The organism is Clostridium sp. CM039, from assembly GCF_055081075.1.
On the sequence record NZ_CM143649.1, the window covers coordinates 1,523,397 to 1,548,127 of the forward strand.

A 24,731-nucleotide genomic window follows, 5' to 3' on the forward strand; every position below is an offset into this window, starting at 1 on the left:
CATTCTCCCCCTCTAATATATTTTCAAATAAAATATATTACTCTTTCCGTGCATTTTTCATAGAATTAAGTATATTCCGTTCCTTTGGCAAGCATATATTATTAATGCTACAATATTTACACCTATTGTCATCCACGCCCTCAGGTATCTTCATTGAAGTATATAATTTCCTTATATTATTAATGGTGGTAATAATTTCTTCTTTGATTTTGTTAGTTATCTTAAATTCCACTCTCTCCTTTGAACCTACATAGTAAATATAGCCTTTACTTACTGTTCTCTTAAGCTTTTCTTCTAATAGCATACCTTGTAATGCCATTTGGTACTTATCATTTTTCCACAAACCTTTTTTACCCTTCTTGTATTCAACCGGATAGATTTCATCGCCATTCTCTTCTACTGTATCAACCTTAAGCACTACACCGTACTTATCAGAAATGAGCTTAGCACTTTTATATATAACCTTACCACGCCTTTCCTCTTCACCAAACTCATCCACATTTTCATGAACTTGGTCCCCAAGAATGGTATGGACATTACTTTCAAACTCATTTTGAATATATTCATAATAACAGCGCCGTGGACAGTAAAGATAAGTATTGACAGCACTAGCTTCTATATAAAATGAATCTTTATCTACTTCTTCAACACTATACATTGACCCATCCCCATTCCTGTCTTGTAACCTATCCCCACATAAGACGCTAAAGCAAATAATTTTTCTAAGTTCCTCTGAACTTCTTCATCTGGAAACCTCAAATTTAGAGTAACCATTCCTATAAAGCCTGTTACAGCAAATTTCTTATATTTAGCTACTTCTGTATTAATATTAAGTCCTTCTACTATAACGTATTTTTCAATTTGCTCGATAACCTCATCAGGCAAAAGTTCATGATTGAAAATTTCACTATAACTCTTACTTAAGCTTTTAAATATTCTCCTAGGATTTGGAAGTGGTGAGTTTATCGAATTTATTCTAAAAGCTGTTGTACTTATAAAATTCAGTGTTCCTCTTTTAATTCTGCTATGTTCTAATAGTTCCTCATCTATTATCTTAAAATGAACCTCATCTAATAAAAGCTTTGCTTCTCCATAATTAACACTTCTATTTTTTTTAATGAATTCAAGCAAACCCATATTCATTTCATCACTAAATAAAGCTATGTTGACTTTTAATAGTGAATGTTTGCTAAAATATTCACTATTAAAATCCTCCGTGGAAAATATAGGAGATATAGAAAATGATTGCTTGCTTTGTTGTCCATGATACTTATCTGATATTTCCTCATTGTATTCCTTTAATATCTTAAAAAATATACCGTGCCACATTCTAGCTGTATCAATTGTGTTTTCAATTCTCTCCGTACTCCTAAAACATATATTATAATAATTTAACATCTAACCCTCCAATTACACTATAAAAAATTCTTCTTTAATACTTTTACTTCTCATTTTTACAACTTCACTATCCACACTAATTCCATTAGTTCCTATTATTATATAATACTCTTTTTGACTCTCTGGAAATTGCACCGTTAACTTTTGAAGAAATATAGGCTGATTTTTTATTATTTTCCTGATTTTATACTCTTCCTTTGGTTCCTGTGAAATTGTGTATATCGCTATATAACTTTCTCTGAATGCTTTGGTTATTTTTTCTGGAAAGGCCACACCTTCCCTTCCTAGATTTGTATATTCATATCCAACTAAATTAAGATTATTTATAGCTTCAATTTTATTTGTATATTTTTCATCAAAAGCACTCTGCTCACCGTTAAATGCATATTCCCAAGTAATTTCTATAGCATTTTCTTTTATTCCATTAACTATTACAAATATATCTATCTTATCTATTCCATTTACTTCTTCCTCATAATCGTTAAGCTTTATTTTTGCTGCCTTCTCAAAGTCTTTTTTATTTTCATACCAATCTATTTCATAATATCTCATTAAATGGAAAATATCATATACAAATAGCCTATGTTCTTGCCCAAATTTATAATATTTATCAAAAACTAAAGCAGGCTTACTGATATCGGTACCTCTGAAATTAATTAATGATTTTATTTTAGTTATTTCTGAATTTATATAATGGACTATCTCCTGCTCAACATCTGATTTTAGAATTTTTATATCTTCTTGTGAAAAATCATCAAGCATTGATTCATCTACAACCTCATCTTCATCTAGGCAATAATTTTTGTAAAACTCAATAAATAGGTTATTATCGATATTTTGTACAACTTCTTTTTTATCACCGGACTTGTTGTATTCATTTATAAATATACATTGTTTATTATATTTATTTATCTTTGCTAATAGGCCTTTAAAGTTCTCCTTGCTTTTTGGTGCAAATACAGATATAACCATATCAAATAAGTTTTCTATAATAGATCTATTCCGATATGACATCTTTCTATATATTTCCTTCAATGGGAAACACAATTCTAATATTCCCTTAGTCTCTATGTATTTCTTCATTATATTTCGCTCTGGCATAGCTTTTTTTATAAGTTCTTTAAGTTCTAACCTTGATATCTCTCCCGTTTCTTCTTTAAAAGATTCATATACCACATCTGTAACGCATACTACAACCTTGCTTCTTTTACTTTGAACCTTTTTACCAAGTATTCTTCCAGCCCTACCAAGTCTTTGCAATGCCTGATCGCAAGTATTAGCTTCTGTTATTACTACATCAATATTTTGGCTTTCCTTATTGTCTTTTTTAAAATTATATCCTATGTCAACCGTTGGTGTTGCTATTATAAGTTGTTTTGCCACAGCGTTTTTTCTCTCATCAGACTTTATTGCACCAGTAATAATGCCTATATCATTCTTACTAATACCACTATTAATAAGTTGCTGCTTTAGTTTATTGACTCTATATATTGACTGACTAATAACTACACAATCATTTTTCAAAAAATTATCTTTATACATCTCACAAACAACCTCATCCAGTGTTTTGTTAGTAATATATAAATCTAACTCCGTAAGAGTTTTCAATTTTTCATAAGCTTCACTTTCTAAACTTTCATTTTCATTTGATATAATCTTATATTCTATACCACCACGTTTTAAATATTGCTCTACCAATGCATCTGGAGTTGCTGTCAATATACACATTTTTCTTCCATATTTGAAATAATCGAATTCCTTAGATAAAATCATGAAAAAGAGAAAATTAGCCAACTGCTTAGAATTGTAGTAATGAAATTCATCAATAACTATATAGTTAAATTTTTTGATTATAATATCCATTAAATTGCCCTTATCATTTTTCCCATAAAGTGAGTAAAAACAATAATAAAAAATATCTGGATTAACTACTACTATTACTGGTCTTTTACCATCGTACTCTATATTTTCTATTGAAAGTTCATCTCTAAATTGTAGAGGATTACTTAGGACTTCATATAATGCAGCACCTTTTCTATGACCTTCCCGCAATTTCTCTATTACACTAGCATCAATTTTCACAACTATATGTGGCAAATTATTTTTCTTAACAAATTCTTTAATATCGTCTGAATGTTGCCTTAAGAGCTCATTTGTAGGTGCTATAAACAATGTATCTACATTTATATTTTCCTTTAAGTACAATAGAGACGCTATTGTTTTTCCAGCACCTGTTGGATAAGTATTGAATACAACTGAATTGCTTCCGAGCTCATCTAGTGTCCTTTTTTGATGATATAAATAAGGAGATGAGGGAGCTTTTTTTAAGAACTCCCCTTTTACTGTATAATGCTTCATATATTTCCTCCAAGTTTCACCTGACAAGGATAAAAAATTTCACCCTGCTCTGTTTTTATCTGATACATTTTACCTTCTCCCCTCAGATTTTTAAGAAGAGAAACCGGATGCATGTTTATAAGGTCAAAACTTTTAGCGTTAAACTCTCCACTTAAATCCACCGAGTTAACTAATCCATAACACTTTTTATCATAACTCGCAATATCAAAGTCACATTTTTCATAGCTAACCTTAACTTTACCAAGAAATTTACCGAGGCGAATATAACTTATTTTTTTAAGTTCATCCTCAGAAAATAGCAGTCCCTCTGCCTTATTTCCTACCGATAAAGCCTTTATTTTTCCCACTTGTGGATAATTAGCCAAAGCTCTTTCCATCTTGTGATAATACCAATCTGATAAAGCATTAAAAGTAAACAAACTGTATTTAGGTTCTTTTATATAAGCTGGTGTAATATACAATCCATTGCTATTGACTAATTTAAAGTCTTCTTCATAACTAATATAATTTTGATTATATTTAGAATTACACCACCCCATAGCATAGGTAAGTGCATAATTACCAATAAAAGGCTTAGTAGAGAATAAGGTATCTATTTCTTGACTTGAAAAGAAAACTTCTTCCATAAATTCCAACGTATATTTATAAATTTCCATTACCTATTCACCATACTGCTTTGATTGTTCTTTAAATAAATCTACAGCCTTTTCTTCTCCATCTTCTTTATAGATACTTTTTATATATTCTAATAAATCACCTAACTCAGCCTCATTTAGCTCTGTAATATTTCCAAATACTTCTTTCTTCAATCCATCAAAGGATTCTTTTGCAGATTTTTCTACTATGCTTGATTCAAGCGGGAACTCTATTTCTGAAGCTACAACTAACTTGTCATATACTCTTTGCGTTAATTCAAGATTAGAGAAGAGTTCACAATCTGAAAAAGCTACCTTCAATATTGTGTTCTTCATCTTACCAATTCTACTAGAGATAGCTCCATATCTTCTACTTCTAAGTATGTTGGATAAACCATATATAAATTCAATAAAAGTTACATCTTTAAAAGTTATCATATCCATAAATACTGTTCCCGGCTTAATATATTCATCTTCATTTATTGATGATGAAGCATTACCCTTTTCATCCCTCATAGTTCCATTGTCATAAAGAGCATTGAAGGTTTTAACCCCAGTTACCATATTGAAAGGTAATATAGAATAAGCATTATCATATATAATTCTTGATTTTTGTGCACCACCATCGCCTACCGCAAACCCATTAGTCATACAATCTAAACATTTTCCACATGGCGTATTCTTATTTAAAGCACATACACTCTTATCTTTACTAGTAGTAAATAACAAATCATTAAGCCTTAAATACTCTCTACCTGTCCTTCTTTCCACTGCACATTGCTTTCTTTTACTAATAATTGCTCTAAAATCATTTGCTTTATTTTCTATTCCCATTGAAACTCTTTCCTTGTTTAATCCTTCTCCAGAACCCTCAGTCCTAAAAATACACTCTGATTGAGCCTCTCTTAATATAGCTACTGTAATATATTTCCCCTCCGGAAAATGTGTGTATTTGTCCATAAAATTACTTTCTTTGCCCTTAATTATATCTTCTCTTTTCATAATTATTCTTCACTCCCATTTTTATTTAATTTAGTCATTGCCAATCTATAATAATAACTATAAGTAGATAATATATTTTTCTTCTCATTTTCAAGGTTATATACCTTGCCACCTAATGTTTCATCTAGAATCTTATTCATAAATAAATCCACATACCTTTCTACTGCTTCAATTCTTTTCTTAGTTTTTCCATATTTAGGGTCAATTCTTTTAAAATATTTTTGAATCTCACTTTTACATAAAACTGTTATATCTTCCTGTGTGTATATGTTCTTATCCCATCTACACAATATGTCCATTATAATATTAAGTGGTTTGTTTATAGCATTGTCCTTTATAAATCCTCCATTTATATTTCCTCTTATATAATTTCCATTAGCAAATAGAGCTAACTCTTTAATGTTTGACACTAGTATCTCACCATCCTCTACATAACTTAAAATTCCATCTATAAAATCTTTAATTTCCTTAATCTTAAAATTAGGGTTATCATATTTATTTTTTAGCTTTTTATATACACAATATATAAAGTTTGTTCTACCCTTTGCCATAGCTTTTAATGAGTCATAAACTATATCCGCTGTTTCTCCCAAGGACTTAGCCATTGTGAATAAATTAATAAATAATTTTATTGTATTTAAGCATTCTTCCTTTGTCCACTGCTTTTCAAATATATTCCTGAATTGTACAGGAACATCTCCCACATATATCTCTTCCATCTCATTTTGGTTTAATATTGGTACTGGAAACTCGCTTATAACTATTTTGGAATCAAAATATATATTGAAAGTTAGTGCATACAATAAAGTTGAAATCCATTTTGTCGTTTCATTATCCTTTTTAACCAAATGTATAGGTAAAATAAAATAATTTGTTAATGTCTCTGCATAATTTGGTATAGCTATTCCATTTATCTTTGCTTGTGTAAAAAGTGGTTCTATTTCCTCCACATTTTCATTAGCTAATGCTACAAATGTACTATATTCATTAAAATAAACTGAGCCTATGTCCTTGCTTTTAAATTCATTAATACTCTCTCTAAATGCTCTAATATATGATTTTGTATTAAATCCCCTAGGAAGTATGCTTAAATATCTCCTACTTACTTCAACCTTTGAGGCATAAGTGACTTTATGAAGCAGATATTCTATATTGCAAATGGAACATATATTTCTTTTAGGTTCCCTAGCGCCTCCATTTATTTTATTTGAAAAATTCTGTATTTTCAACTTGTAGGGCACATTAACTGACATCCAATTGCTTGTCTCATATTCACTGCTGCATAAACAGCACTTGCTACTTTTCTTTTCTGCATAATTCTTTAATGCATTTTCTTTTTTAAATATAATTTTATTATCAAAAGATAGAATTATGTTTCTATTAAGATAATCTTTTAAATCAACCCACATGATATCTTCATTTTTATTCTCTTGATTTGAAAGCTTACCTTCCAAATATTTAATAATCCTGTTTGTAAGTTCTTCGTCCATGTCTTTATATTCATCATATATTAACTGTCCTAAAACATATGGTCTTATGTACAATCCTTCAAAAGCATCTAAATAATAACTATCCTCTTCTGAAATGTTAAAGAAAGTGTATAATTCATTCCAACTTAGGATAGTATTAGTGCACACATGACTATTTACAAAATTATAAAAGGATCTTACAAATTCCGAAAATCTAAGCTTGTCCTCATTACTTTCTATAAAATATTCTTCCTTAACTTTTCTATGAAAAATACCTTTTCCTATCTTTTGTTCCCTTAGTAAACAAATCTTTTCCTTTAATTCTTTATTAAGCTTACTTAAGATCTTCTTTTCCGTTGTGGCCTCAATATCTATTTTTAATTTTGTAATGCATTCCTCAAACCCTTCCGATTTTTCACTTGAATATAGATTTATGTATTTTTCGGCAACAACTCTAATAATTTGATTTTTTTTATTAATATCTGGAATCTTTGATTTCTCACATCTTATCTTAATTTCATAAATTATTTTTTCTATTGATGCAATATCTAAACATTTTTCATCAACCTTAATGCCTGACTGAACATTATTAATGTAAATTTTGAAATCATAGAAGATCTTACTTTTAATAGAATCAACACAGCTTGCAATAAGATTTTCTCTATCCTTTTCATTAAAAAGTATTTCTTTGTCCTCGACTAAATAAAGAACTCCTTCTTTATAATAGGCAACATCAATAAATGCTTTCTCCTCCAAAAATTTAACCACAGTATTATGACATATATTTGTAAGTATCCCTCTGTCTTCACTTATAGTATGTGTAACCAATTTATACTGTTTACTCTTGTATTTTGTTGCATTATTAATATGAGTTAAAAATTGTCTTTTCTTTTCCTCCTCATCCATAGTCTTAGATAAATCTAATACATCCAACGCTCTTATTATAGAAATTAATATCTCTATTTTTTCATCCCCTAATTTGTATCTTTCAGGATTACAAATTAGATTTTCTGCAAAAGCACTGGTATGTGCAGAATGTTGACCTATTATAGCTCTAATGTCCTCTATATATTCCTTGTACTGTGGAAAGAAGTCTTTAATGCTTAGTACTTCACATTCACTAAGTATATTTGCATATTCACCTCTATTATTTTGTTCTGAAATAATTCTTGAATATGACTTTTCAGCATGTTCCTCTAACTTATTAAGATCATGTATTGTTATAGCAACCATTAATACTCTTAATTCCAATTCATCTACTGGCAAGATATTTCTAATTCCATCTAGAACCCCAATCATATCAAGCACATGACTGAATAATGTTTGATTTTTTTTCATTCCATATTGAACTATTTTTTTATATTTTTTCAAACCTTTGTTTACTATCTTTTCATAATAGTCATTAATTACGCTTGTTTCTTTTAACGTAACTAATCTTAATTTAAACATCTCTTTTAATTTATCCTTACTAATATTCTCACCCTCTTTCTTTAATTTGTCACAATATACTTATAGATAATTTACATTTTTTCCTTTGTATTTTTAACCACATTATAATTTATTTTCTATATTTAGTTTATCAATTACATTATACTACTATTAAAATAAGAATTTCAATACTAAATATGTTTAAAATTAAAGAGCGACACACTTATTGTCGCTCTTTCACTATTAAATTACCACCTGTGTTGCTAAAATATTGTTAAATTCTTAATCGTATAATATAATCGCCTTATTTAATTCTTCTTTTATTATTTCTTTTAACCACAATGGTTTAATAACCTTTGCTTCACTCCCAAAACTTAAAATCCACTTTTCAAATTCTATCTTTGAAGATGTAGTCCCTTCAAATAAAATAGTGCCTTCATTCTTATTAGTTATTTCCTGGTTTTCACACCATTTTCTTTCTCTAATATTATTAATAGACCTACCACAAAACAAAATTTCAAAATCAAAGGGTTCTTTTGATTTTTCCACTTCCCAAGTATATTTATAATATTGTTTCAAATTGAATTCCTCTGAAATGCAATAATATGTATCCTCTAGAGAGCATTCCGTAATCCTATCTACTCTAAACATAAGAATTTTATCTACCTTGTGGCAATAGGCATTTATATAGTAAGTTTCTTTTGCTAAACAAAAACCATAAACATCTATTACCCTATAATCATTATTTCTCCTAGAGTTGTATTTAATTTTAATGCAACGTCTTTTACTAAAAGCTTCAAGCAACAACATAAATATTTCATAACTACTGTAACTATTAGCTGTTATAATCTCATATCTTCTTTTAACCACAAGATTTCCCTTTATACTGTCCATCAACTCTTTATCTCTTGGAGATACTAGTTCTTCTATCTGCTTAATCACCTCATTTACAAGTTTTAAATCTCTACCAAATGCACTAAAAGATATTAGTGAAATATAAATCAGATTTATTTTTTCCTTAGATAAATAAAAAGGCAAATACCCCTCATCCGTATTGAGATAATATTGAGATACTTCTCTCCTTATAGGCAAATCACTTTCTTCTATTTCTTTTACATATCTTTCACATGTTCTTTGATCTTTTCCCACTAATTCTGCCATTTCCTTTGTTGAAAGTTTTTTTCCTTTTAATAATTCATATATAATATAGGTCATCGCATTCCTTTTTTCTGTTCTACTAGATATATTTTTGTCCCTCATTTTTACTCCTTTTATTTTTGAATTTTTAAAAATGTTAATCAAATTATATATATTTTATATCATACTAACCCTTCTTCTTTTTCAATATTCTTAGTATATTTATGCAAACTTGGTCTTAATATGTCACACATTCTAGCACATTCGCCCTTATTTATTTTGCAATTTCTTAATAGTTCATAGGCTTTTGTTACTGCTATTGGTATATCATCCATACTTGTTCTAGCTATACCGATTATTTCACCCTCAGATTTAGCATTAGCCATACCACTTTTAACCCGTTCTGAAGTGGGGGGATAACAATTAAGAATTGTTATCTACTCCAGAGGTCTACAAAGAGGTAAATCTCCTTCTGAAGTCGTTGATATTGCATCTCCGCAGGAGATGATTTAATAGAACTAAAAAAAAGCCCCTCAAGGCTTTAAATTTAATTGGCGGGAATATGTGTGAATCGAACACACCCATCGTGGTCTTAGCACGACAACACAGTTTTGAAGACTGGCAGGCACACCAGCACCTATCTACTCCCATAAAAATTTAACTCTAGTACCATTTTATCACAGATACTCACACTATGATATCTTTTGTAAAATTAAATTTTATTTCACCTGCTATAAAAGTACCCTACTATCTCCCACACGTTTAGTGAATTTTATTCCATCTAAATGTTCTAGTAAAATAAGTCCATATTTTCTATTAGTATTCATCATGTCTTTAAACTGTGCAATAGTAATACTTTCATTTTCATCAATATATTTTTTAACCTTATCCTTTACTTCTTTATAATAGTCATTTAATAAGTAGCATTCTGTGTTTATTTTAAAGAGTATTTCTTCATCAAGCAGTAGCTCAAATACCATAGTAAAAATCTTTTTATCCTTTGAACCCTCGAGCAACTCCTCATATTTGGGTGGGATATAACGTGCATCTTCAAAGACTTTTATTATTGTGTTTCTTTCTGATTGTTGCTCTTTGGTAAGTACTATTTCATAGCCATATTCACCTATAAACTTGCTTTTAAGATTAATTATTTTTTGTTGCTCAAGCTTAAATAGCAAATCATCATAGGTCTTCTGTTTTATATTTTTTCCAAATACCTTTGTTTTAATTTCTTCCTTTGAGATTCCAATCTTGAGCGGGTTACTTTTATGATAATCCGAAGCAAGCTTTAAAAGAGTATTTACCTTTTTATTTAAATAGTTTATATGAATATAAACTGGAGAATCTCCACCTTTAAGCTTTATTAGCTTTTGATTTAAAACTAAAATGTCAAGTTTTTCCTGAACATCCCCTTCATTCTTACCTAATGATTTCAATATACCAGAAATCCTTGGAAATTCTGAGCTTAATTTTTCTACAGTTTTTTCAATAATACTCTCAGAGTGCCCACTTTCTTTTATTTTAAGCTCTTCTATGTAGTCCTCATGAAACCTCTTAGCCTTTGGCGCTGAGGGCTCTATTATCGAGCCTCCACCAATCGTATACATTGGTGAATAATTTCTAATTACAAATCTATCATTTCTTTGAGCTGTAAGAGGCTTTTCAAGCCTAAGCTGTACATACGCTTCCTCTCCAGGATTTATTTCCTCAAGGTCAAGTATTACTACTCTGCAAATAATTTCACTTGTTCCATGGTACAATCTTACCCTTTGTCTATTTACAAGAGGTTTTGAATTGCTCAATAAATAGTAAATCTTACAATCTACCATAAGAGATGGCTCCATTACGCTTTCTATTGAAATAACATCTCCTCTTTCGATATCTTTTGTTTTAACATTTGCAAGATTTATTGCACACCTTTGACCTGCCTCTGCAATTTTAACTGGATTATCATGCACTTGAATTCCTCTTATTTTGGACATTAATTTTGAGGGGTACATCATAACTGTTTGCCCTTCTTCAATTTTACCGCTAATAACAGTACCAGTTACAACAGTTCCAAAACCACTTACCGAAAATACCCTATCAACAGGAAGCCTAAAATGCCCTGTTATATCCTTTGAACGTACCTCCTGCGTCATCGTATCTATCTCACATGCAAGTTCCGATATTCCTTGCCTAGTTTTAGATGATACGCAATGGACTTGTGCATTCTCTAGGAAACTGTCTTTAAATTGCTCCTTAACGTCATCTTTTACCATTGAAAGCCATTCTTCTTCCACCATGTCAATTTTAGTAAGCACAATAATTCCTTTTTTTACATCAAGTAGTTGAAGTATTTCAAAATGCTCTTTTGTCTGAGGCATAATACCCTCATCAGCAGCAATTACCATTAAAACTATATCAATAGAACTTACACCCGCCAGCATATTTTTAATAAATTTCTCATGACCAGGAACATCTATTATTCCTGCTCTTCTTCCAGATGGGAGATCAAAACAGGCAAACCCTAAATTTATCGATATTCCTCTGTCTTTTTCTTCCTTTAAGGTATCAGTTTCTCTACCTGTAAGTGCTTTTACGAGTGATGTTTTACCATGATCTATATGCCCCGCTGTACCAATTATAATATGTTTCATAGTTATCACCACCCCAAATAAAATTTCAATTTAGATCCATTTTTTTAAAAGCTTCTGATATTACTTCAAAATCATTATCAGCAATGGTCCTTAAATCGAGTATGACCTCATCATTACTTACGCGTACTATAATCGGAACTTTATTTAGCCTAAGCCTCTTTTCAATTTCCTCTGAGGGTAAATTACTACCTTTTACTTTAATTACAAAGGTCGCTATCCGCGCCTCGGGCATTGAACCCCCACCTACCATAGAAAAATCTTCGCAAACTTTAAATGTAAAATTTTCTGAATTTGAATTCAGTTTTCTTTTAAGCCTCAATGCTCTTTTTTTATTAAGCTCCTTAGAGCTTAATATCATATAAAGTGTAGGAATGTTTTCCACAGCTTCACTTTCATCAAAGTAATATTTAAGTGTGCCTTCAAGCGCCGCAAGAGTCATTTTATCAATCCTAAGTGCTCTAGTAAGTTGGTTTTTTTTCATCATATCTATGTATTTCTTTTTACCTACTATAATCCCTGCTTGAGGTCCTCCGAGCATCTTATCTCCGCTAAATGTAATAACATCTACCCCTTTTTTTACACTTTCTTGAACTGTTGGTTCATGAGTAAAACCGTACTTTGAAAAATCAACGAGAGTTCCACTACCAATATCTTCAATTACTGGAATGTCATTCTTAAGTCCTATTTCAACTAATTCCTCATTAGGAACCTCAAGTGTATACCCAAGAATTTTAAAGTTTGAAGTATGTACTTTTAATAATGCCCCCGTATTTTCATTTATGTTACTCTCATAATCATGAGGGTGGGTTCTGTTAGTTGTTCCAACCTCCATTAGCTTTGCGCCGCTAAATCTCATTACATCTGGTATTCTAAAAGATCCACCAATTTCTACAAGCTGTCCTCTTGATACAATTGCTTCCTTCCCGCTGCACAGTGTATTTAAAGCCAAAAGTACTGCTGCGGCATTATTATTAACAACCAATGCAGCTTCGGCCCCCGTAATTTTCGTAAGGATATCCTCAACATGACTGTATCTAGATCCCCTTTTCCCATCAGCTAAGTTATATTCAAGATTGCTATAATTGTTAGCTATATTTAATACACCTTCTACTGCATTTTTCGAAAGCCTCGACCTTCCCAGATTTGTATGAATAATTACTCCAGTGCAATTGATTATCTTTTTTAAACTTACAGATTTTTTTTCCTCTATATTTCTTTTAAATTGCTCAAGGATATCTTTTGTTTCAAAGTTTTCTAAATCTCCAGATAAAATGTTTTTTCTAAATAGATCAATTGTTTCCCTAAGTGCATCAACAACCTTGACTCTCGATGTGTTTAACAAAACATCAATTACAAAAGCTTCATTTAAAAGACCATCAATTTTTGGTAATTTTCGTAGCAGTAAATTTTTTTCCATTTTTATTCTCCATTCTGTTTTTACTCTACAATAATATATTTATCTCCATATTCAAGAACTTCACCAATAATTTCAGATTTCAATTCAAGTTCTGAAAGTTCTTCAATTAGTTTTTCAGCTTCTCTTTTAGTACATGAAACCAGTAGCCCTCCAGATGTCTGAGGATCAAATATAATATCCTCCAGCCAAGGTTCAATATTTCTAAGCTCGTATTCCTCTTTTATATAATCCCTATTTTTATAAGAACCTGCCGGTACTAAACCCATTTCAGCGTACTCTTTTGCCTCTTTGATATATGGTATTTTATTCTTCCAAAGCTTTAGTGTAACTTTTGAAGCCTTAGCCATTTCAAAGCAGTGCCCCATAATTCCAAATCCAGTTATATCAGTACATGCGTTTATTTCATGTGATGCTATTATTTCTCCAGCATATTTATTCAAAGTAGTCATAACCTTTACTGCTTGATTATATGCATTAACAGACGCGACGCCTCCTTTTATTGCAGTGTTCACTATACCCGTACCTAAAGGTTTTGTAAGTATCAGTACATCGCAAACCTCACATCCATAATTTTTCAGAATTTTATCCGGATGCACAAAACCAGTGACTGATAAGCCATATTTGGGCTCATTATCATCAACTGAATGTCCTCCTATGACAATTGCTCCTGCTTCAATTACTTTATCTGCTCCACCTCTAAGTATTTCTCCAAGTATATCCATAGAAATGCAGGTCGGAAAACAAACTATATTAAGTGCAAGCGCTGGTTTTCCTCCCATTGCATATATGTCGCTTAAAGAATTCGCCGCTGCGATTTGTCCAAAAGTATATGGATCATCCACTACAGGAGTGAAAAAATCCAAAGTTTGTATCATTGCCATTTCATCATTTATCTTATAAACAGCTGCATCATCGGAAGTTTCAATTCCGACAATCAAATTTTCATCCACCATTTTAGGTAATTGGCTTAAAATTTTAGAAAGAGCCTCCGGCCCTATTTTAGCTGCTCAACCAGAGGATCTTGTCATTTCTGTAAGTTTTTTTGTCAAAATGATCCCTCCTTTTTTGCTCTATATTTAAAATCTTTAATATGTAAAGTATTATATAGTACTTTACATAATAAAATAATTTGATTCAGTTACTAAATAATCTTTATCCATATAATCGCCTAATAAGAATATATTACCATGCTACTATGACTAGGTCAATGTTGAATGCTGGTCGTAGTCCACTATGAAAATGAGCTTTTAGACGAATTATAAATAGATACTACTTTTATATTTGTAACTTAACTCTATAAACTAAAAACCTCACATTTTGTGAGGTGGTCCTAGTACATCTTATATTCGAAATCACAAGTCATGAGAGTCAACCGCAAACCTTAAATCCATAATTTTTTAGAAGGTGAATAGTTTTTAAAATTTCCATATCCTAAGAAAATTCATGACAATAATGTTTAATTATATATAAAAGTACCCTATAGGGTAGGCTTTTTTAGCTGTCTACTCTATAAGGTACATTATACTGTTGCCTAGTGGTCTTCATCATTTTCATATAAATACATCATACTATTAAAATATATTATTTATCTATATACAAACATAGATAATACTAAAAGTACAAGTGTAACAACAAATGTTATTACTATCAACTTCCATATGAATTTAAACCATCTCTCATATGGTACTTTACCCATAACTAATCCAGCCATAATAACCGGACATGTTGGTGAAAATAAGCTTAACAATCCATTTGCAGCTTGATAAGCAGTTATTACTATATGTCTTGGCACAGCAGAAAAGTCGGCTAAAGGTGCCAGAATTGGCATCGTAACAGTTGCAAGCCCTGATGTTGAAGGTATTAAGAATGACATAGGTAAATAGAATAAATAAGTAAATACAGTGAACCCTATTGATCCTTTTCCTTTAAGACAAATTTCGCCCAAATGTAAAACTGTGTCAGAAATATGTCCTGCATCCATTACAACAGTAATACCCCTTGCCAAACCTATTATTATCGCAACCCCTAACAAATCACGTGCACCGTCTATAAAAATAGGAAGGAATTTTTCCTCTTTATACCCTGCTATTATAGCTATAATTATACTAGATACAAGGAATACTCCTGCGAGTTCACCAAACCACCAGCCTAGTGTTGGAATGAATTTAATACCTAAATCACTAAACGGAATAATTCCCATTACCATTACTACGAAAGTTAACCCAAAAACAGTAAGTATAAGTTTTCTTCTACCTGTTAATTCAGGGATATCGTTTTCATTTCTATTTCCAAGAAAATGCTTCTTATGTCCATGGTGCAAATCATAAATCAATGATTTAGTAGGATCTGCCTTAACCATTTCACCATATTTCATAGTCCAGAATATACCTAAAGCTACAAAAGTAACAAGAAGTACCATTCTTATCCCAATTCCTTCACCAATGGAAATGCCGGCAAATTTACATGCTATACTAATAGCAAATGGGCTAGTTAAAGATGCCATAGCTGCCATTCCTGACCCTAGCTTTATAACGGCAACTGCTGTAAGCGTGTCATACCCAGCTGCAAGAAACACTGGTATTAATATTGGGAAGAATGCTAGTGTTTCTTCATCCATACCGAAAGTTGTTCCCCCTATTGTGAAGAATAGCATTATCAATGGTATAAGCCATCGTTCTTTTCCAGCTAGCTTTTTAACAAGTCTACCTATACCTGCATCTATTGCCCCAGTCTTCATAACTGTTCCTAAGAATCCACCTATTACAATAACGAATAATATAACATCTACTGCGTCATAGAATCCAATTATAGGAGCTAAAACAATATCTTTAAAACCCTGTGGGTTTGAAGGAACTGCGTGATATGTTCCTGGGATAAGCTGTAGTTTATCAGCGTTTGGATCTAGAAAGTTATATTGTCCTGCTGGCACTATCCATGTAAGAATCGCTACCATTACAATTATAATAGCTAAAATAGTATAAGCCGTTGGCATCTTGAATTTCTTTTTCATATGTTAGTCCTCCTATCAATTACTTGCTTTTATTACCTTCTTTCTTTGCTGCTTTCTCTAAACATATTAAAATGTAGAGTTTCTTTAAATTTATTAGTATCAACTGAATAATCTCTTACTTCTGAGTTATTTACCTATGTATTATTTACAGTTATCGTAAGTCTTCCAAGAATATCATCCCTTGTATGAAATACTGGAAGCTCTCTGTCAATTATTGACACAATTATACAATAAATTTAGACCACTAGTACTTATATTATATCGTAAATTAAATAAATTACCACCATTTTTAACCAATTAATTAATTAAAATACTTTTAACTAATTAAATTAGCACCAGATGATGTAATTAATATGATTATTTTACAATAAACCAGAATAGAAATGTTATTATCAGTGCTATAATTAAGAGAAAAAATGAAAATGGATAGAGGCCTAGCACGTGGGAAATAAGATGTTTTGAATAATAAAGAGCATCCAAGCGGATGCTCTTTATTATTTAATTGATTGTTTCTTCATTCATAGTTATTATTTCTTCATTCAATTCAAATAAATCTTCAAAAATTCCATCAATAGTATTTTCATCAATAAATGCTCTCAATTTTGGGTTACGCTCTTCCGTATTAATATACTGAATAAAATAACCTCCTACTTTTTCAGCAATACTTAATTTAATAGATATGTTTTGCTGAATCCTATCTTTGTTAAATAAAATAAAAGTAACATTTTTATCAGAACATTCTATTTTGATTTTTTTATAATACTTTATATCTATATATTCATTTGAATCTGTTGTTGCTCGAATATTCTTTATATTGTATTTGTCTAGATTACTATTAAATACCTCAACAAAGTTTTGCATTGCTCTGCCAATAATGCTTTTATCAATAGTCAAATTTCTTAATTGTAAAACTAATTCTTCTTTCCAATTCATCTTATTCACCGCCCCTATAAGATATTACCTTCTATTAAAGAAGGTAATATCTTATATCGTTAGAAATATAAAGGTACCTACATTATATCTCCTACTATTAAGCTATTCCAGAATCTAAAAAAGATACCAATTTCTCAGTATCCAACAACGGTAGGTAAACTAAAAACCTCACATTTTGTGAGGTTTCTAATAATTACTATACTATAACTACACTTCTGCAACCATTATACGTCGCTATCTCTCCTAATTCCTCCATGAATTCCTCCTTAGGAGTGTAACTGTTTATGATTTCAGATCGTACGCCCATTTGCCTATATTTTATAAGTTTATATCTTATATCTGGATTTAATAGCGCAATAAACTTGCTGATTTTATCTACATTATTGTGATTCTCTAAAACTTCTGGTACAACAACCGTTCTAATCTCATAAATTTTATTTAACTTAGCTAAATATTTTACATTTTCTATAACAATAGTATTTTCCATACCCGTAAGTCTCTTATGTTCCTCGTTATTATAGGATTTTATATCTACCATTGCCATATCCATTACATCCACTAGCTCTTCATGTTCCCATAAAGGTACCGAACCATTGGTATCCACAAAACATGTTAAATTCATTTTTTTAACTTCTCTAAATAAATGTATTAAAAACTCACTTTGAAGGGTGCACTCACCACCTGAGACTGTAATCCCAGAGATAAAAACTTTATTCTTCTCTATCTCGCGTACGACTTCTTCTACAGTCATGCTTTGTGCTCTAGGGGAGCTATTCCTTTTGCAAAATCTTATACATTCATCACATTTACTACAGGCTCTTTTATCCCATACTACATTAGAGGACTTAAATTGTAATGCATTATAATGGCAAGCATCTATGCATTCCCCACAACTATTACAAATATTTATAGTCTCCGGGTTGTGACAATAAGAACAGTTAAAATTACACCCTTGCAAGAATATGGCAGTCCTATTTCCCGGTCCATCCACCGAGCTAAAGGGAATAATTCGGTTAACTAATCCCTTAATCATTTTTTCTTTCCTTTCTTTCCAGTACCTTTTGATTCAGAACTGCCCCAAGTCCTAATGCTACTGTATCCTGTAACACCTGATGCCCCTCTTGCAATTTTTTCATTTCTGATCTTTTAACAAGATATCCAGTAATTCTTATTACATCACAATCAGTAGAATATGCTGAAAAATATCTCATTTGTTTTTTAAAAGCACCCTTGATAATATCAAGCACATACTCCGGATTACTTTTAACCGTGCTATCAAAATTAAATATATCGCCTATTCCTGAGGGAAAGAACTTATGAAATTTAGCAGACTCCACTATATGCTGTGGAAGTTCAGGTTCATCTCCAATTGGAATCCTGCATCCTGGACTTATTCCCATATCAGAATCAATCCCCACTTGAGCATGTAACAGATATCTACCTTTCGATATATTGCAGTGAGGATCATTATATTTATTAACCTCAGATTCTAACTTTTCAATAATTCTATATCCTAAAGTATTAGCTATTTCACTATGGCCAAACCTATTTTCTAATTTAGAAGAATCAATAAAACAATTTACACATTCAGCAAGTCCAAACATCCCAAACATGCCTGTGAAGTTATCTTTACTTATTAATCCTTCCCTTACTAAGAAATTGGTCTCAAAGAAACCACTTTCCTCCACTAAAAATCTAATTCTTTCACGCATATACCCAGCCATTTTCTCTACTGCATCCGGCAATATAACATTTATAAATTCATCTTGGTTTTTTGCTTTTTTAGCAAGCCTCGCTAAATTTAATCTAGATAAAGTGTAACTTCCCCCACCTATAGTTAATCCATTATAGCAACTAACTATACCGTAATTCCCAGCAAACTCATTTGAGAACATTTCATGATTAGCAAAACTTGGTTTTGCAGTTATTAAGGCAGTGTTAATTGCATCAATAGCAAAATCATCTGGAGTACTTGTACTATATTTTAAAGTTAAGTTAGGAATTGCATTTTGCAGTTCTCTTTCCGCTCTTAATATTAATCTTCCTGCCTTAGTATCTTCTGGCCCTATATTTGCATGACAAAAAGAATCTGTTATGGTTCTGTCTATATGTGTTAAAAATAATTTTATAGCATGAAAAGCTTCTTCTTCATCTAAGACAAACGGTTCCAAGAGATAATCAATATTCCCTATATATACTGGGAATGAAGAAATTGATGGCACATGTCTGTATAATATTAATAAACTATTTGTAGCCTCCCAAATATCCTTTGGTGGCGTGAGTCCTAAAAATTCACTTCCATTTTTCATGAATTTCTGATAGTTAGGTACTATATACCTAGGTCTATACGGTGCATGGCCTTCAAAAAGATCACATATTATTCCCTCATCGCGAAGCATCTGAGTATCCCTTCTAATATTTAGAACGTCTATACTGTCTTCCGCTGCTCTAGCGAGGGTTAATACCTTTTGCTCGTAGGTTAAGGTTCCGTTTTTAATAATTTCTAAAATGTTGTTCATTATAACACCACTCCATTTAAATTATTTTAACCACATTTTCAAATTGGTTGTTTAACATATAAGTATGTTAATTTGTTATATGCTGTTATTAATATTCTATATTGAATGTCTTTCTTTTGCAAAGGTTTTCTACTCCCTAACCCTTCCATAAATCTTTTGGATATGCATATAACTAGAGCCTTAGGGCTCTTCTTCAGTTTTATTATATTTTAAATGCACTAAAGTCAAGGAGATTTAATCACTTTGTGATTAAATCTCCTTGGCTTTCAATATGATTTTCTTGTTGACAACACAAGTTTTCAGTTTATTATATTTTTTATTATGATATTACTATTCTACAGAAATTGCATCAACAGGGCATTGTTCTTCTGCTTTTTTTGCACTACTTACAAGATTTTCTGCCACTTCATCTGGCGATGCCACAGCTTTTCCGTCATCTTCCATTTGAAAGATTTCTGGACATACCCCTGGGCATAATCCACATCCAATGCATATATCTTTATCAACGTGAGCCTTCATTAATATCACCCCTTCAATATAGTTATTAGAAAAGATTTAATCCAACTTTAAAAGTAGACGAAACTTTATTCAACTTTTTCAAAGTCTGATTTTGGAACTCCACATAATGGACAAACCCAATCTTCTGGTATATCCTCAAATTTAGTACCTTGTTTTATTCCACCATCTGAATCTCCTTCTTCTGGATCATAAATGTATCCACACACTAAACAAACGTATTTATCCATAAAAACATCTCCTTTAAATTTACTTAATATTATATTCTCCCCTATAATTTTCACTATACTCTTACCATTATTTATTGTTCTTCAACTTATCCAACAACTCATCAACAGATAGATCAACATCACCTACCGTTATTCCCTTTTCTATAGCTGATTTAAGAAGTGGCGATCTTTTCATATCACCTATAACAATCGCACCGATTACCTTATTATTTCTTATAAATATTTTTTTATAAATTTTAAGATTAGTATCTTCATCTATTAGTACCTTTGTAGACTCTAATTCATCAATGCACCCCATAGAAAATAACAAAATGCCAAAAGCATTTAATGTTGTAACTGGGATTATTTTTTCATAAACAGTTTCCTTCCCAGCAATGTTGTAACCTGCAACTTTTCCTTGTGCTATAGCAATATTCCATAGTCCATTAACTTCATTATCATATTCAGCAATATCTCCTGCTGCATAAATATTTTCTATGTTGGTTTCCATTTTATTGTTTACTAATATTCCTCTTACTGCTTTAACTTTAGTATACGCGATTAGTTCTTTATTAGGTTTAATTCCTGTGGAATACACAATCATATTACATTTTAATTCCACTTCTTTGTCTATAAGAATGCCTGCTACTTTAGCATCTCCTGTTATTTTAACTACACCAGTATTTGTTAGTATTTCTATCCCATAACCATGCATTATATCCTTTAATATTTCTGATGCTTTATTGTCTAATTGGAGAGGCATAAGCCTTGATTGCAATTCAACAATCGTAACCTTTTTGCCATGCTGATGTAATATCCAAGCCATTTCAATTCCTTGTATTCCACCTCCAATAACTATCACTTGTGCACTTGCATTGAGGCTATCTTTAATATTTAAAGCATCATTAAGGCCTCTTAATGTGTAGACACCTTCTTTACCTATACCATCAATTGGTGGTATATTATTGCTGGATCCAGTTGCTATTAGCAATTTATCATACTTTATTTTACGTCCATCGCATAATATTAATTCAAGGCTATCTGTATTTATATTCAATACCTTTGTATTAATAATTATTTTTACTTTATTTTGCTCATACCACTCTTTTTTTTGAAGAAGTATGTTATTTTCCTCCAGGTCATCAAATATACCCTTCGACAGCCTTATTCGGTTATATGGATAAAAATTTTCTTGTCCGATCAAACATATCTCTGAACCTAAATCTATTTCTCTAATTGCCTTGATTGCTGTTACTGATGCAATACCAGTCCCTACGATTACGATTCTTTTAGCCATTTATATCACCCATCTTATTCTAATATTTATTTTTTATTATTCCCTTTTTCATTTAAAGTTATTTTCTAGTTAAATCATCTCCTGCGGAGCTGCAACATCTTCGCAGAAGATGCATTGACGACTTCAGAAGGAGATTTATACTCCACTTATAGAAGTGGGAGACTTTCCTTCTGAAATGTCGTTAAAGTATAGTCTCACAATGACATAGACTCTTTAGTGGTTCTATCTTAAAATTTGATTTGGCCAATATTTCTGGCCAAATCTTAATCATTTGGCATACCTTATTTTTCTTCTCTTCTGTCAGCTTGCCCCAAGGTACAAGTGCAGGATTAGTTTTTTTCTTATTATCTTCAACTTCACCATATTTAAAGCCAACCTTTTTTCTATGATAATACCAACGCATATGCTCCTTCTTAGCTAAGGCATTTAATTCTTTAATTGTAAATTCTATAAATGCTGGTTTTTCTTTAACAGAAACAACATCATAATTAATTTTAAGTAAGGCATTAGGAATATTTTTTGCTTGATCACGGTTGAAATTTTTAAGCTCTTCACGAAGATCCTGCCATGGCATTATAAAATCCCCATTCATATTTCTGTTATTTTCATAAATAGCAGTTGCAAGACTTTCAATTTTTTCACTATAGAATGCATCATGCATTAAATGGCGTAAAAATTGTTCTTCATCTACATGTAGTTGTAGCTGTTCTTTAGAAGGTAGATGAGATTGTTCCCATTTTTTCGCATTAGTTAGCATGCTCATCTCGAGTATTGCTTCCATAGACCTTGATTCATGCTTATACCTTGGAATTTTAAGAAGCGCCCGTAATACCCCATTATCAATTTGAGCCTCTTTTTTGTTATTTATAAGATGAGGTACCTTACGCTCCAAAAGTGAACGTAATAACATTGCCCTTCGAATTATAAATAAAGAATCCAACTTATTATCGGTTTGATTTGGCCCAAGGATATTTACGTAACCCCTCAAACGACTTAAAAAGTCAGGACCCTTCGCATTTTTAAATTCAAGTAAAAACTGTTTTTGTTCTTTTTCATTTTCAAGGTCTTCTCCACAAAATCCTTTGAGAGTACTGCTTGTTCCCCCAGCAAATACAAAAATAGCTTTTCCAATAGGATGAATAGAATCTCCTTCTCTAAATACACCATCCTGCATAGGTGCTAAGAAATATTTTAACCATCCAAGTTTTCCTTCGATAACAGAATCAAATTCATCAAAAAACACTAATGGAATTTTTCCTTCCAATGCAATATCACTTACTTTACGAAAAGCAATTGCTAAATCTAATGGTGTACGGAATTGAGATAAATTAAAATCTAATTTTTTAATTAAATTTGACGCAATGCTATTAGCTACTTCCAGTATACCAAAAGATTTTCCAGACCCAGGCGTTCCAAATACTGCAATTGAAAGAGGCCGAACTGTGTTTTTAGTTGAGATATACTCAAGCATAAGATTTTTAATGCTCCTATAGCTTTCTATTTCTGCCTTATCAACTGTTGTTAGCTTTCCAAATCGGGCTATTGGTATAAATTCAAGTGCACTTTTCACTCCATTTTTAACAATGTCATAAGCTATCTCTGCTAAGTTAGTAGCGCTTTTGTCTTTTAAAATATACCAACAAGCACGACAATTAGGATTAGTTGAAGTAGGTACTAATACATCCTGTACATGCTCCGTATGTACAAAATCATTTTCTTTTTCAACAAATATATCTGAACTTAAAAATTGAGATTTTTCAACATTTTCACCAAATCCCTCAATAAAATATTTTTGAGCAGAAACAGTCCCTTTGCGTATTCCTATGCTTATCAATTCAGATAATTCTTCATTATCTTGATTTCCTGAAACAATAGTGCTTGCAAGTCCTGCAACAAAACTGGAGGTAAGTCCGTACATTTTACCTTGGGAGTCTTTAATAAAGCCTCCTTCAAATTCATATGGTAGGAAATACAATTTAATTTCAGGCACACCTTCATTTTTATAATAGATGGCACCTTCAAGACCAAAAGGTACTATAAGATGGCGGCAACTTGCGAGAAAAGCAAGATTTGGATTATTATTAATTTGCCAAACAAAATCTTGCGCTGTCCTTTCCCAAGAAAGACTTTTACTTATATTAACTCCCTTCGAACGCAAATCATCACCATTTATAATTACTATTGTCTTTTCTTTATGAAATTTTTGTAGGCATTTCCAAAGTGCACTAGAATCAATAGGGTTAACCATTTTATATAAGATTATTGGTGATGTTTCGGATGACTTTAAAGCTAAAGGCCAAAATTCTTTATTAGAGTTAAATCCATTATTTTCGTCATCTAATATAATTATATCTGCATTAGCGTCGTCGTTAATAATTGGAAGTAACCTCGGCACACCAGAAACCGGCCCTGTAAAACCCATAAAACGCCTTATTCTATAAACTTTTTCATTATTGTTTTTATCATCAAATTTCGGAAAAAGCTCTAGCTCTGCACTAGCGCTAAGAACCTCTCCTGGTAGAATCAATTCTATATCATGCATCTGTGGTGAAAGTACAGATGCTCCCGTTGCCAAAGATACAAGTTTTGATAGAAGCAAAGCTTGCCCCGGTTTTAAATTACTATGCATATTTAAATTAGTTTGCCAATTCAAACCAGTATTATTCTGAGGGTATGTTATCCTTTGCAACAAATTTACACATATGTCTCCTGATACAACAACTTTTATATTTTTATTTTCCATATTTGAACTCCTATAATAATA

Annotated in this window: 19 protein-coding genes and 1 tRNA gene; all 20 read right to left on the reverse strand. The window is 31.3% G+C overall.

Annotated elements, in window-relative coordinates; genetic code table 11:
- Positions 1–37 precede the first annotated feature (37 nt).
- A complete protein-coding gene (cas4, locus tag ACWJJ2_RS07185; protein WP_462954101.1) occupies positions 38–658 on the reverse strand; it encodes a CRISPR-associated protein Cas4 in 621 nt (206 codons plus the stop codon).
- Positions 637–1,398, reverse strand: coding sequence for a CRISPR-associated endoribonuclease Cas6 (cas6, locus tag ACWJJ2_RS07190; protein ID WP_462954102.1), 762 nt, complete (start codon positions 1,396–1,398; stop codon positions 637–639). The genes cas4 and cas6 overlap by 22 nt, the downstream gene beginning before the upstream one ends.
- Positions 1,399–1,410: 12 nt before the next feature.
- Positions 1,411–3,756, reverse strand: a complete 2,346-nt coding sequence (gene cas3 / locus ACWJJ2_RS07195; protein WP_462954103.1) for a type I-D CRISPR-associated helicase Cas3' — start codon at positions 3,754–3,756, stop codon at positions 1,411–1,413.
- A complete protein-coding gene (gene cas5d / locus ACWJJ2_RS07200; protein ID WP_462954104.1) occupies positions 3,753–4,412 on the reverse strand; it encodes a type I-D CRISPR-associated protein Cas5/Csc1 in 660 nt (219 codons plus the stop codon). Before cas5d ends, cas3 begins: the two co-directional genes overlap by 4 nt.
- 3 nt (positions 4,413–4,415) lie before the next feature.
- Positions 4,416–5,393, reverse strand: a complete 978-nt coding sequence (cas7d, locus tag ACWJJ2_RS07205; protein WP_462954105.1) for a type I-D CRISPR-associated protein Cas7/Csc2 — start codon at positions 5,391–5,393, stop codon at positions 4,416–4,418.
- A 2-nt stretch (positions 5,394–5,395) separates the two neighbouring features.
- Positions 5,396–8,311 carry a type I-D CRISPR-associated protein Cas10d/Csc3 gene (gene cas10d, locus ACWJJ2_RS07210; RefSeq protein ID WP_462954106.1) on the reverse strand — a complete coding sequence of 972 codons (2,916 nt, stop codon included), beginning with the start codon at positions 8,309–8,311 and terminating at the stop codon, positions 5,396–5,398.
- A gap of 261 nt (positions 8,312–8,572) precedes the next feature.
- Positions 8,573–9,550, reverse strand: coding sequence for a helix-turn-helix transcriptional regulator (locus ACWJJ2_RS07215; protein WP_462954107.1), 978 nt, complete (start codon positions 9,548–9,550; stop codon positions 8,573–8,575).
- 59 nt (positions 9,551–9,609) lie between these two features.
- On the reverse strand, positions 9,610–9,813 hold the full coding sequence (locus tag ACWJJ2_RS07220; protein WP_462954108.1) for a hypothetical protein: 204 nt from the start codon (positions 9,811–9,813) through the stop codon (positions 9,610–9,612).
- Positions 9,814–9,979: 166 nt separating this feature from the next.
- Positions 9,980–10,076 (reverse strand) — tRNA-Sec (locus ACWJJ2_RS07225).
- Between the two features lie 82 nt (positions 10,077–10,158).
- Entirely contained in the window at positions 10,159–12,066 is a 1,908-nt protein-coding gene (selB, locus tag ACWJJ2_RS07230; protein WP_462954109.1) for a selenocysteine-specific translation elongation factor, read from the reverse strand.
- Positions 12,067–12,091: 25 nt separating this feature from the next.
- On the reverse strand, positions 12,092–13,483 hold the full coding sequence (gene selA, locus ACWJJ2_RS07235; protein ID WP_462954110.1) for an L-seryl-tRNA(Sec) selenium transferase: 1,392 nt from the start codon (positions 13,481–13,483) through the stop codon (positions 12,092–12,094).
- A 20-nt stretch (positions 13,484–13,503) separates the two neighbouring features.
- Entirely contained in the window at positions 13,504–14,511 is a 1,008-nt protein-coding gene (selD, locus tag ACWJJ2_RS07240) for a selenide, water dikinase SelD (protein ID WP_253198215.1), read from the reverse strand.
- Between the two features lie 557 nt (positions 14,512–15,068).
- Positions 15,069–16,493, reverse strand: coding sequence for a YfcC family protein (locus tag ACWJJ2_RS07245; protein WP_216303509.1), 1,425 nt, complete (start codon positions 16,491–16,493; stop codon positions 15,069–15,071).
- Positions 16,494–16,991: 498 nt separating this feature from the next.
- Entirely contained in the window at positions 16,992–17,426 is a 435-nt protein-coding gene (locus tag ACWJJ2_RS07250) for a hypothetical protein (protein WP_216303510.1), read from the reverse strand.
- Positions 17,427–17,622: 196 nt separating this feature from the next.
- On the reverse strand, positions 17,623–18,459 hold the full coding sequence (locus tag ACWJJ2_RS07255; RefSeq protein WP_216303511.1) for a YjjW family glycine radical enzyme activase: 837 nt from the start codon (positions 18,457–18,459) through the stop codon (positions 17,623–17,625).
- Positions 18,452–19,945, reverse strand: coding sequence for a YjjI family glycine radical enzyme (locus ACWJJ2_RS07260; RefSeq protein WP_462954111.1), 1,494 nt, complete (start codon positions 19,943–19,945; stop codon positions 18,452–18,454). Before ACWJJ2_RS07260 ends, ACWJJ2_RS07255 begins: the two co-directional genes overlap by 8 nt.
- Before the next feature lie 330 nt (positions 19,946–20,275).
- On the reverse strand, positions 20,276–20,464 hold the full coding sequence (locus ACWJJ2_RS07265; protein ID WP_216303513.1) for a ferredoxin: 189 nt from the start codon (positions 20,462–20,464) through the stop codon (positions 20,276–20,278).
- A gap of 65 nt (positions 20,465–20,529) precedes the next feature.
- Entirely contained in the window at positions 20,530–20,691 is a 162-nt protein-coding gene (gene rd, locus ACWJJ2_RS07270; RefSeq protein ID WP_165414173.1) for a rubredoxin, read from the reverse strand.
- A gap of 67 nt (positions 20,692–20,758) precedes the next feature.
- Positions 20,759–21,967: an NAD(P)/FAD-dependent oxidoreductase gene (locus tag ACWJJ2_RS07275; protein ID WP_216303514.1), complete on the reverse strand. Its 1,209-nt coding sequence runs from the start codon at positions 21,965–21,967 to the stop codon at positions 20,759–20,761.
- Positions 21,968–22,148: 181 nt separating this feature from the next.
- Positions 22,149–24,710 carry a RyR domain-containing protein gene (locus ACWJJ2_RS07280; RefSeq protein ID WP_220320242.1) on the reverse strand — a complete coding sequence of 854 codons (2,562 nt, stop codon included), beginning with the start codon at positions 24,708–24,710 and terminating at the stop codon, positions 22,149–22,151.
- Positions 24,711–24,731: the final 21 nt, after the last annotated feature.

What these genes read in the sequence shown, in the direction of transcription:
- selA (WP_462954110.1), bottom strand. Translation starts at nt 13,483, where the DNA reads ATGGAAAAAAATTTACTGCTACGAAAATTACCAAAAATTGATGGTCTT.
- ACWJJ2_RS07280 (WP_220320242.1), bottom strand. Translation starts at nt 24,710, where the DNA reads ATGGAAAATAAAAATATAAAAGTTGTTGTATCAGGAGACATATGTGTA.
- ACWJJ2_RS07220 (WP_462954108.1), bottom strand. Translation starts at nt 9,813, where the DNA reads ATGGCTAATGCTAAATCTGAGGGTGAAATAATCGGTATAGCTAGAACA.
- cas4 (WP_462954101.1), bottom strand. Translation starts at nt 658, where the DNA reads ATGTATAGTGTTGAAGAAGTAGATAAAGATTCATTTTATATAGAAGCT.
- ACWJJ2_RS07260 (WP_462954111.1), bottom strand. Translation starts at nt 19,945, where the DNA reads ATGAACAACATTTTAGAAATTATTAAAAACGGAACCTTAACCTACGAG.
- cas3 (WP_462954103.1), bottom strand. Translation starts at nt 3,756, where the DNA reads ATGAAGCATTATACAGTAAAAGGGGAGTTCTTAAAAAAAGCTCCCTCA.
- selB (WP_462954109.1), bottom strand. Translation starts at nt 12,066, where the DNA reads ATGAAACATATTATAATTGGTACAGCGGGGCATATAGATCATGGTAAA.
- cas6 (WP_462954102.1), bottom strand. Translation starts at nt 1,398, where the DNA reads ATGTTAAATTATTATAATATATGTTTTAGGAGTACGGAGAGAATTGAA.
- ACWJJ2_RS07215 (WP_462954107.1), bottom strand. Translation starts at nt 9,550, where the DNA reads ATGAGGGACAAAAATATATCTAGTAGAACAGAAAAAAGGAATGCGATG.
- cas7d (WP_462954105.1), bottom strand. Translation starts at nt 5,393, where the DNA reads ATGAAAAGAGAAGATATAATTAAGGGCAAAGAAAGTAATTTTATGGAC.
- cas5d (WP_462954104.1), bottom strand. Translation starts at nt 4,412, where the DNA reads ATGGAAATTTATAAATATACGTTGGAATTTATGGAAGAAGTTTTCTTT.
- ACWJJ2_RS07275 (WP_216303514.1), bottom strand. Translation starts at nt 21,967, where the DNA reads ATGGCTAAAAGAATCGTAATCGTAGGGACTGGTATTGCATCAGTAACA.
- rd (WP_165414173.1), bottom strand. Translation starts at nt 20,691, where the DNA reads ATGGATAAATACGTTTGTTTAGTGTGTGGATACATTTATGATCCAGAA.
- ACWJJ2_RS07265 (WP_216303513.1), bottom strand. Translation starts at nt 20,464, where the DNA reads ATGAAGGCTCACGTTGATAAAGATATATGCATTGGATGTGGATTATGC.
- ACWJJ2_RS07250 (WP_216303510.1), bottom strand. Translation starts at nt 17,426, where the DNA reads ATGAATTGGAAAGAAGAATTAGTTTTACAATTAAGAAATTTGACTATT.
- ACWJJ2_RS07245 (WP_216303509.1), bottom strand. Translation starts at nt 16,493, where the DNA reads ATGAAAAAGAAATTCAAGATGCCAACGGCTTATACTATTTTAGCTATT.
- cas10d (WP_462954106.1), bottom strand. Translation starts at nt 8,311, where the DNA reads ATGTTTAAATTAAGATTAGTTACGTTAAAAGAAACAAGCGTAATTAAT.
- ACWJJ2_RS07255 (WP_216303511.1), bottom strand. Translation starts at nt 18,459, where the DNA reads ATGATTAAGGGATTAGTTAACCGAATTATTCCCTTTAGCTCGGTGGAT.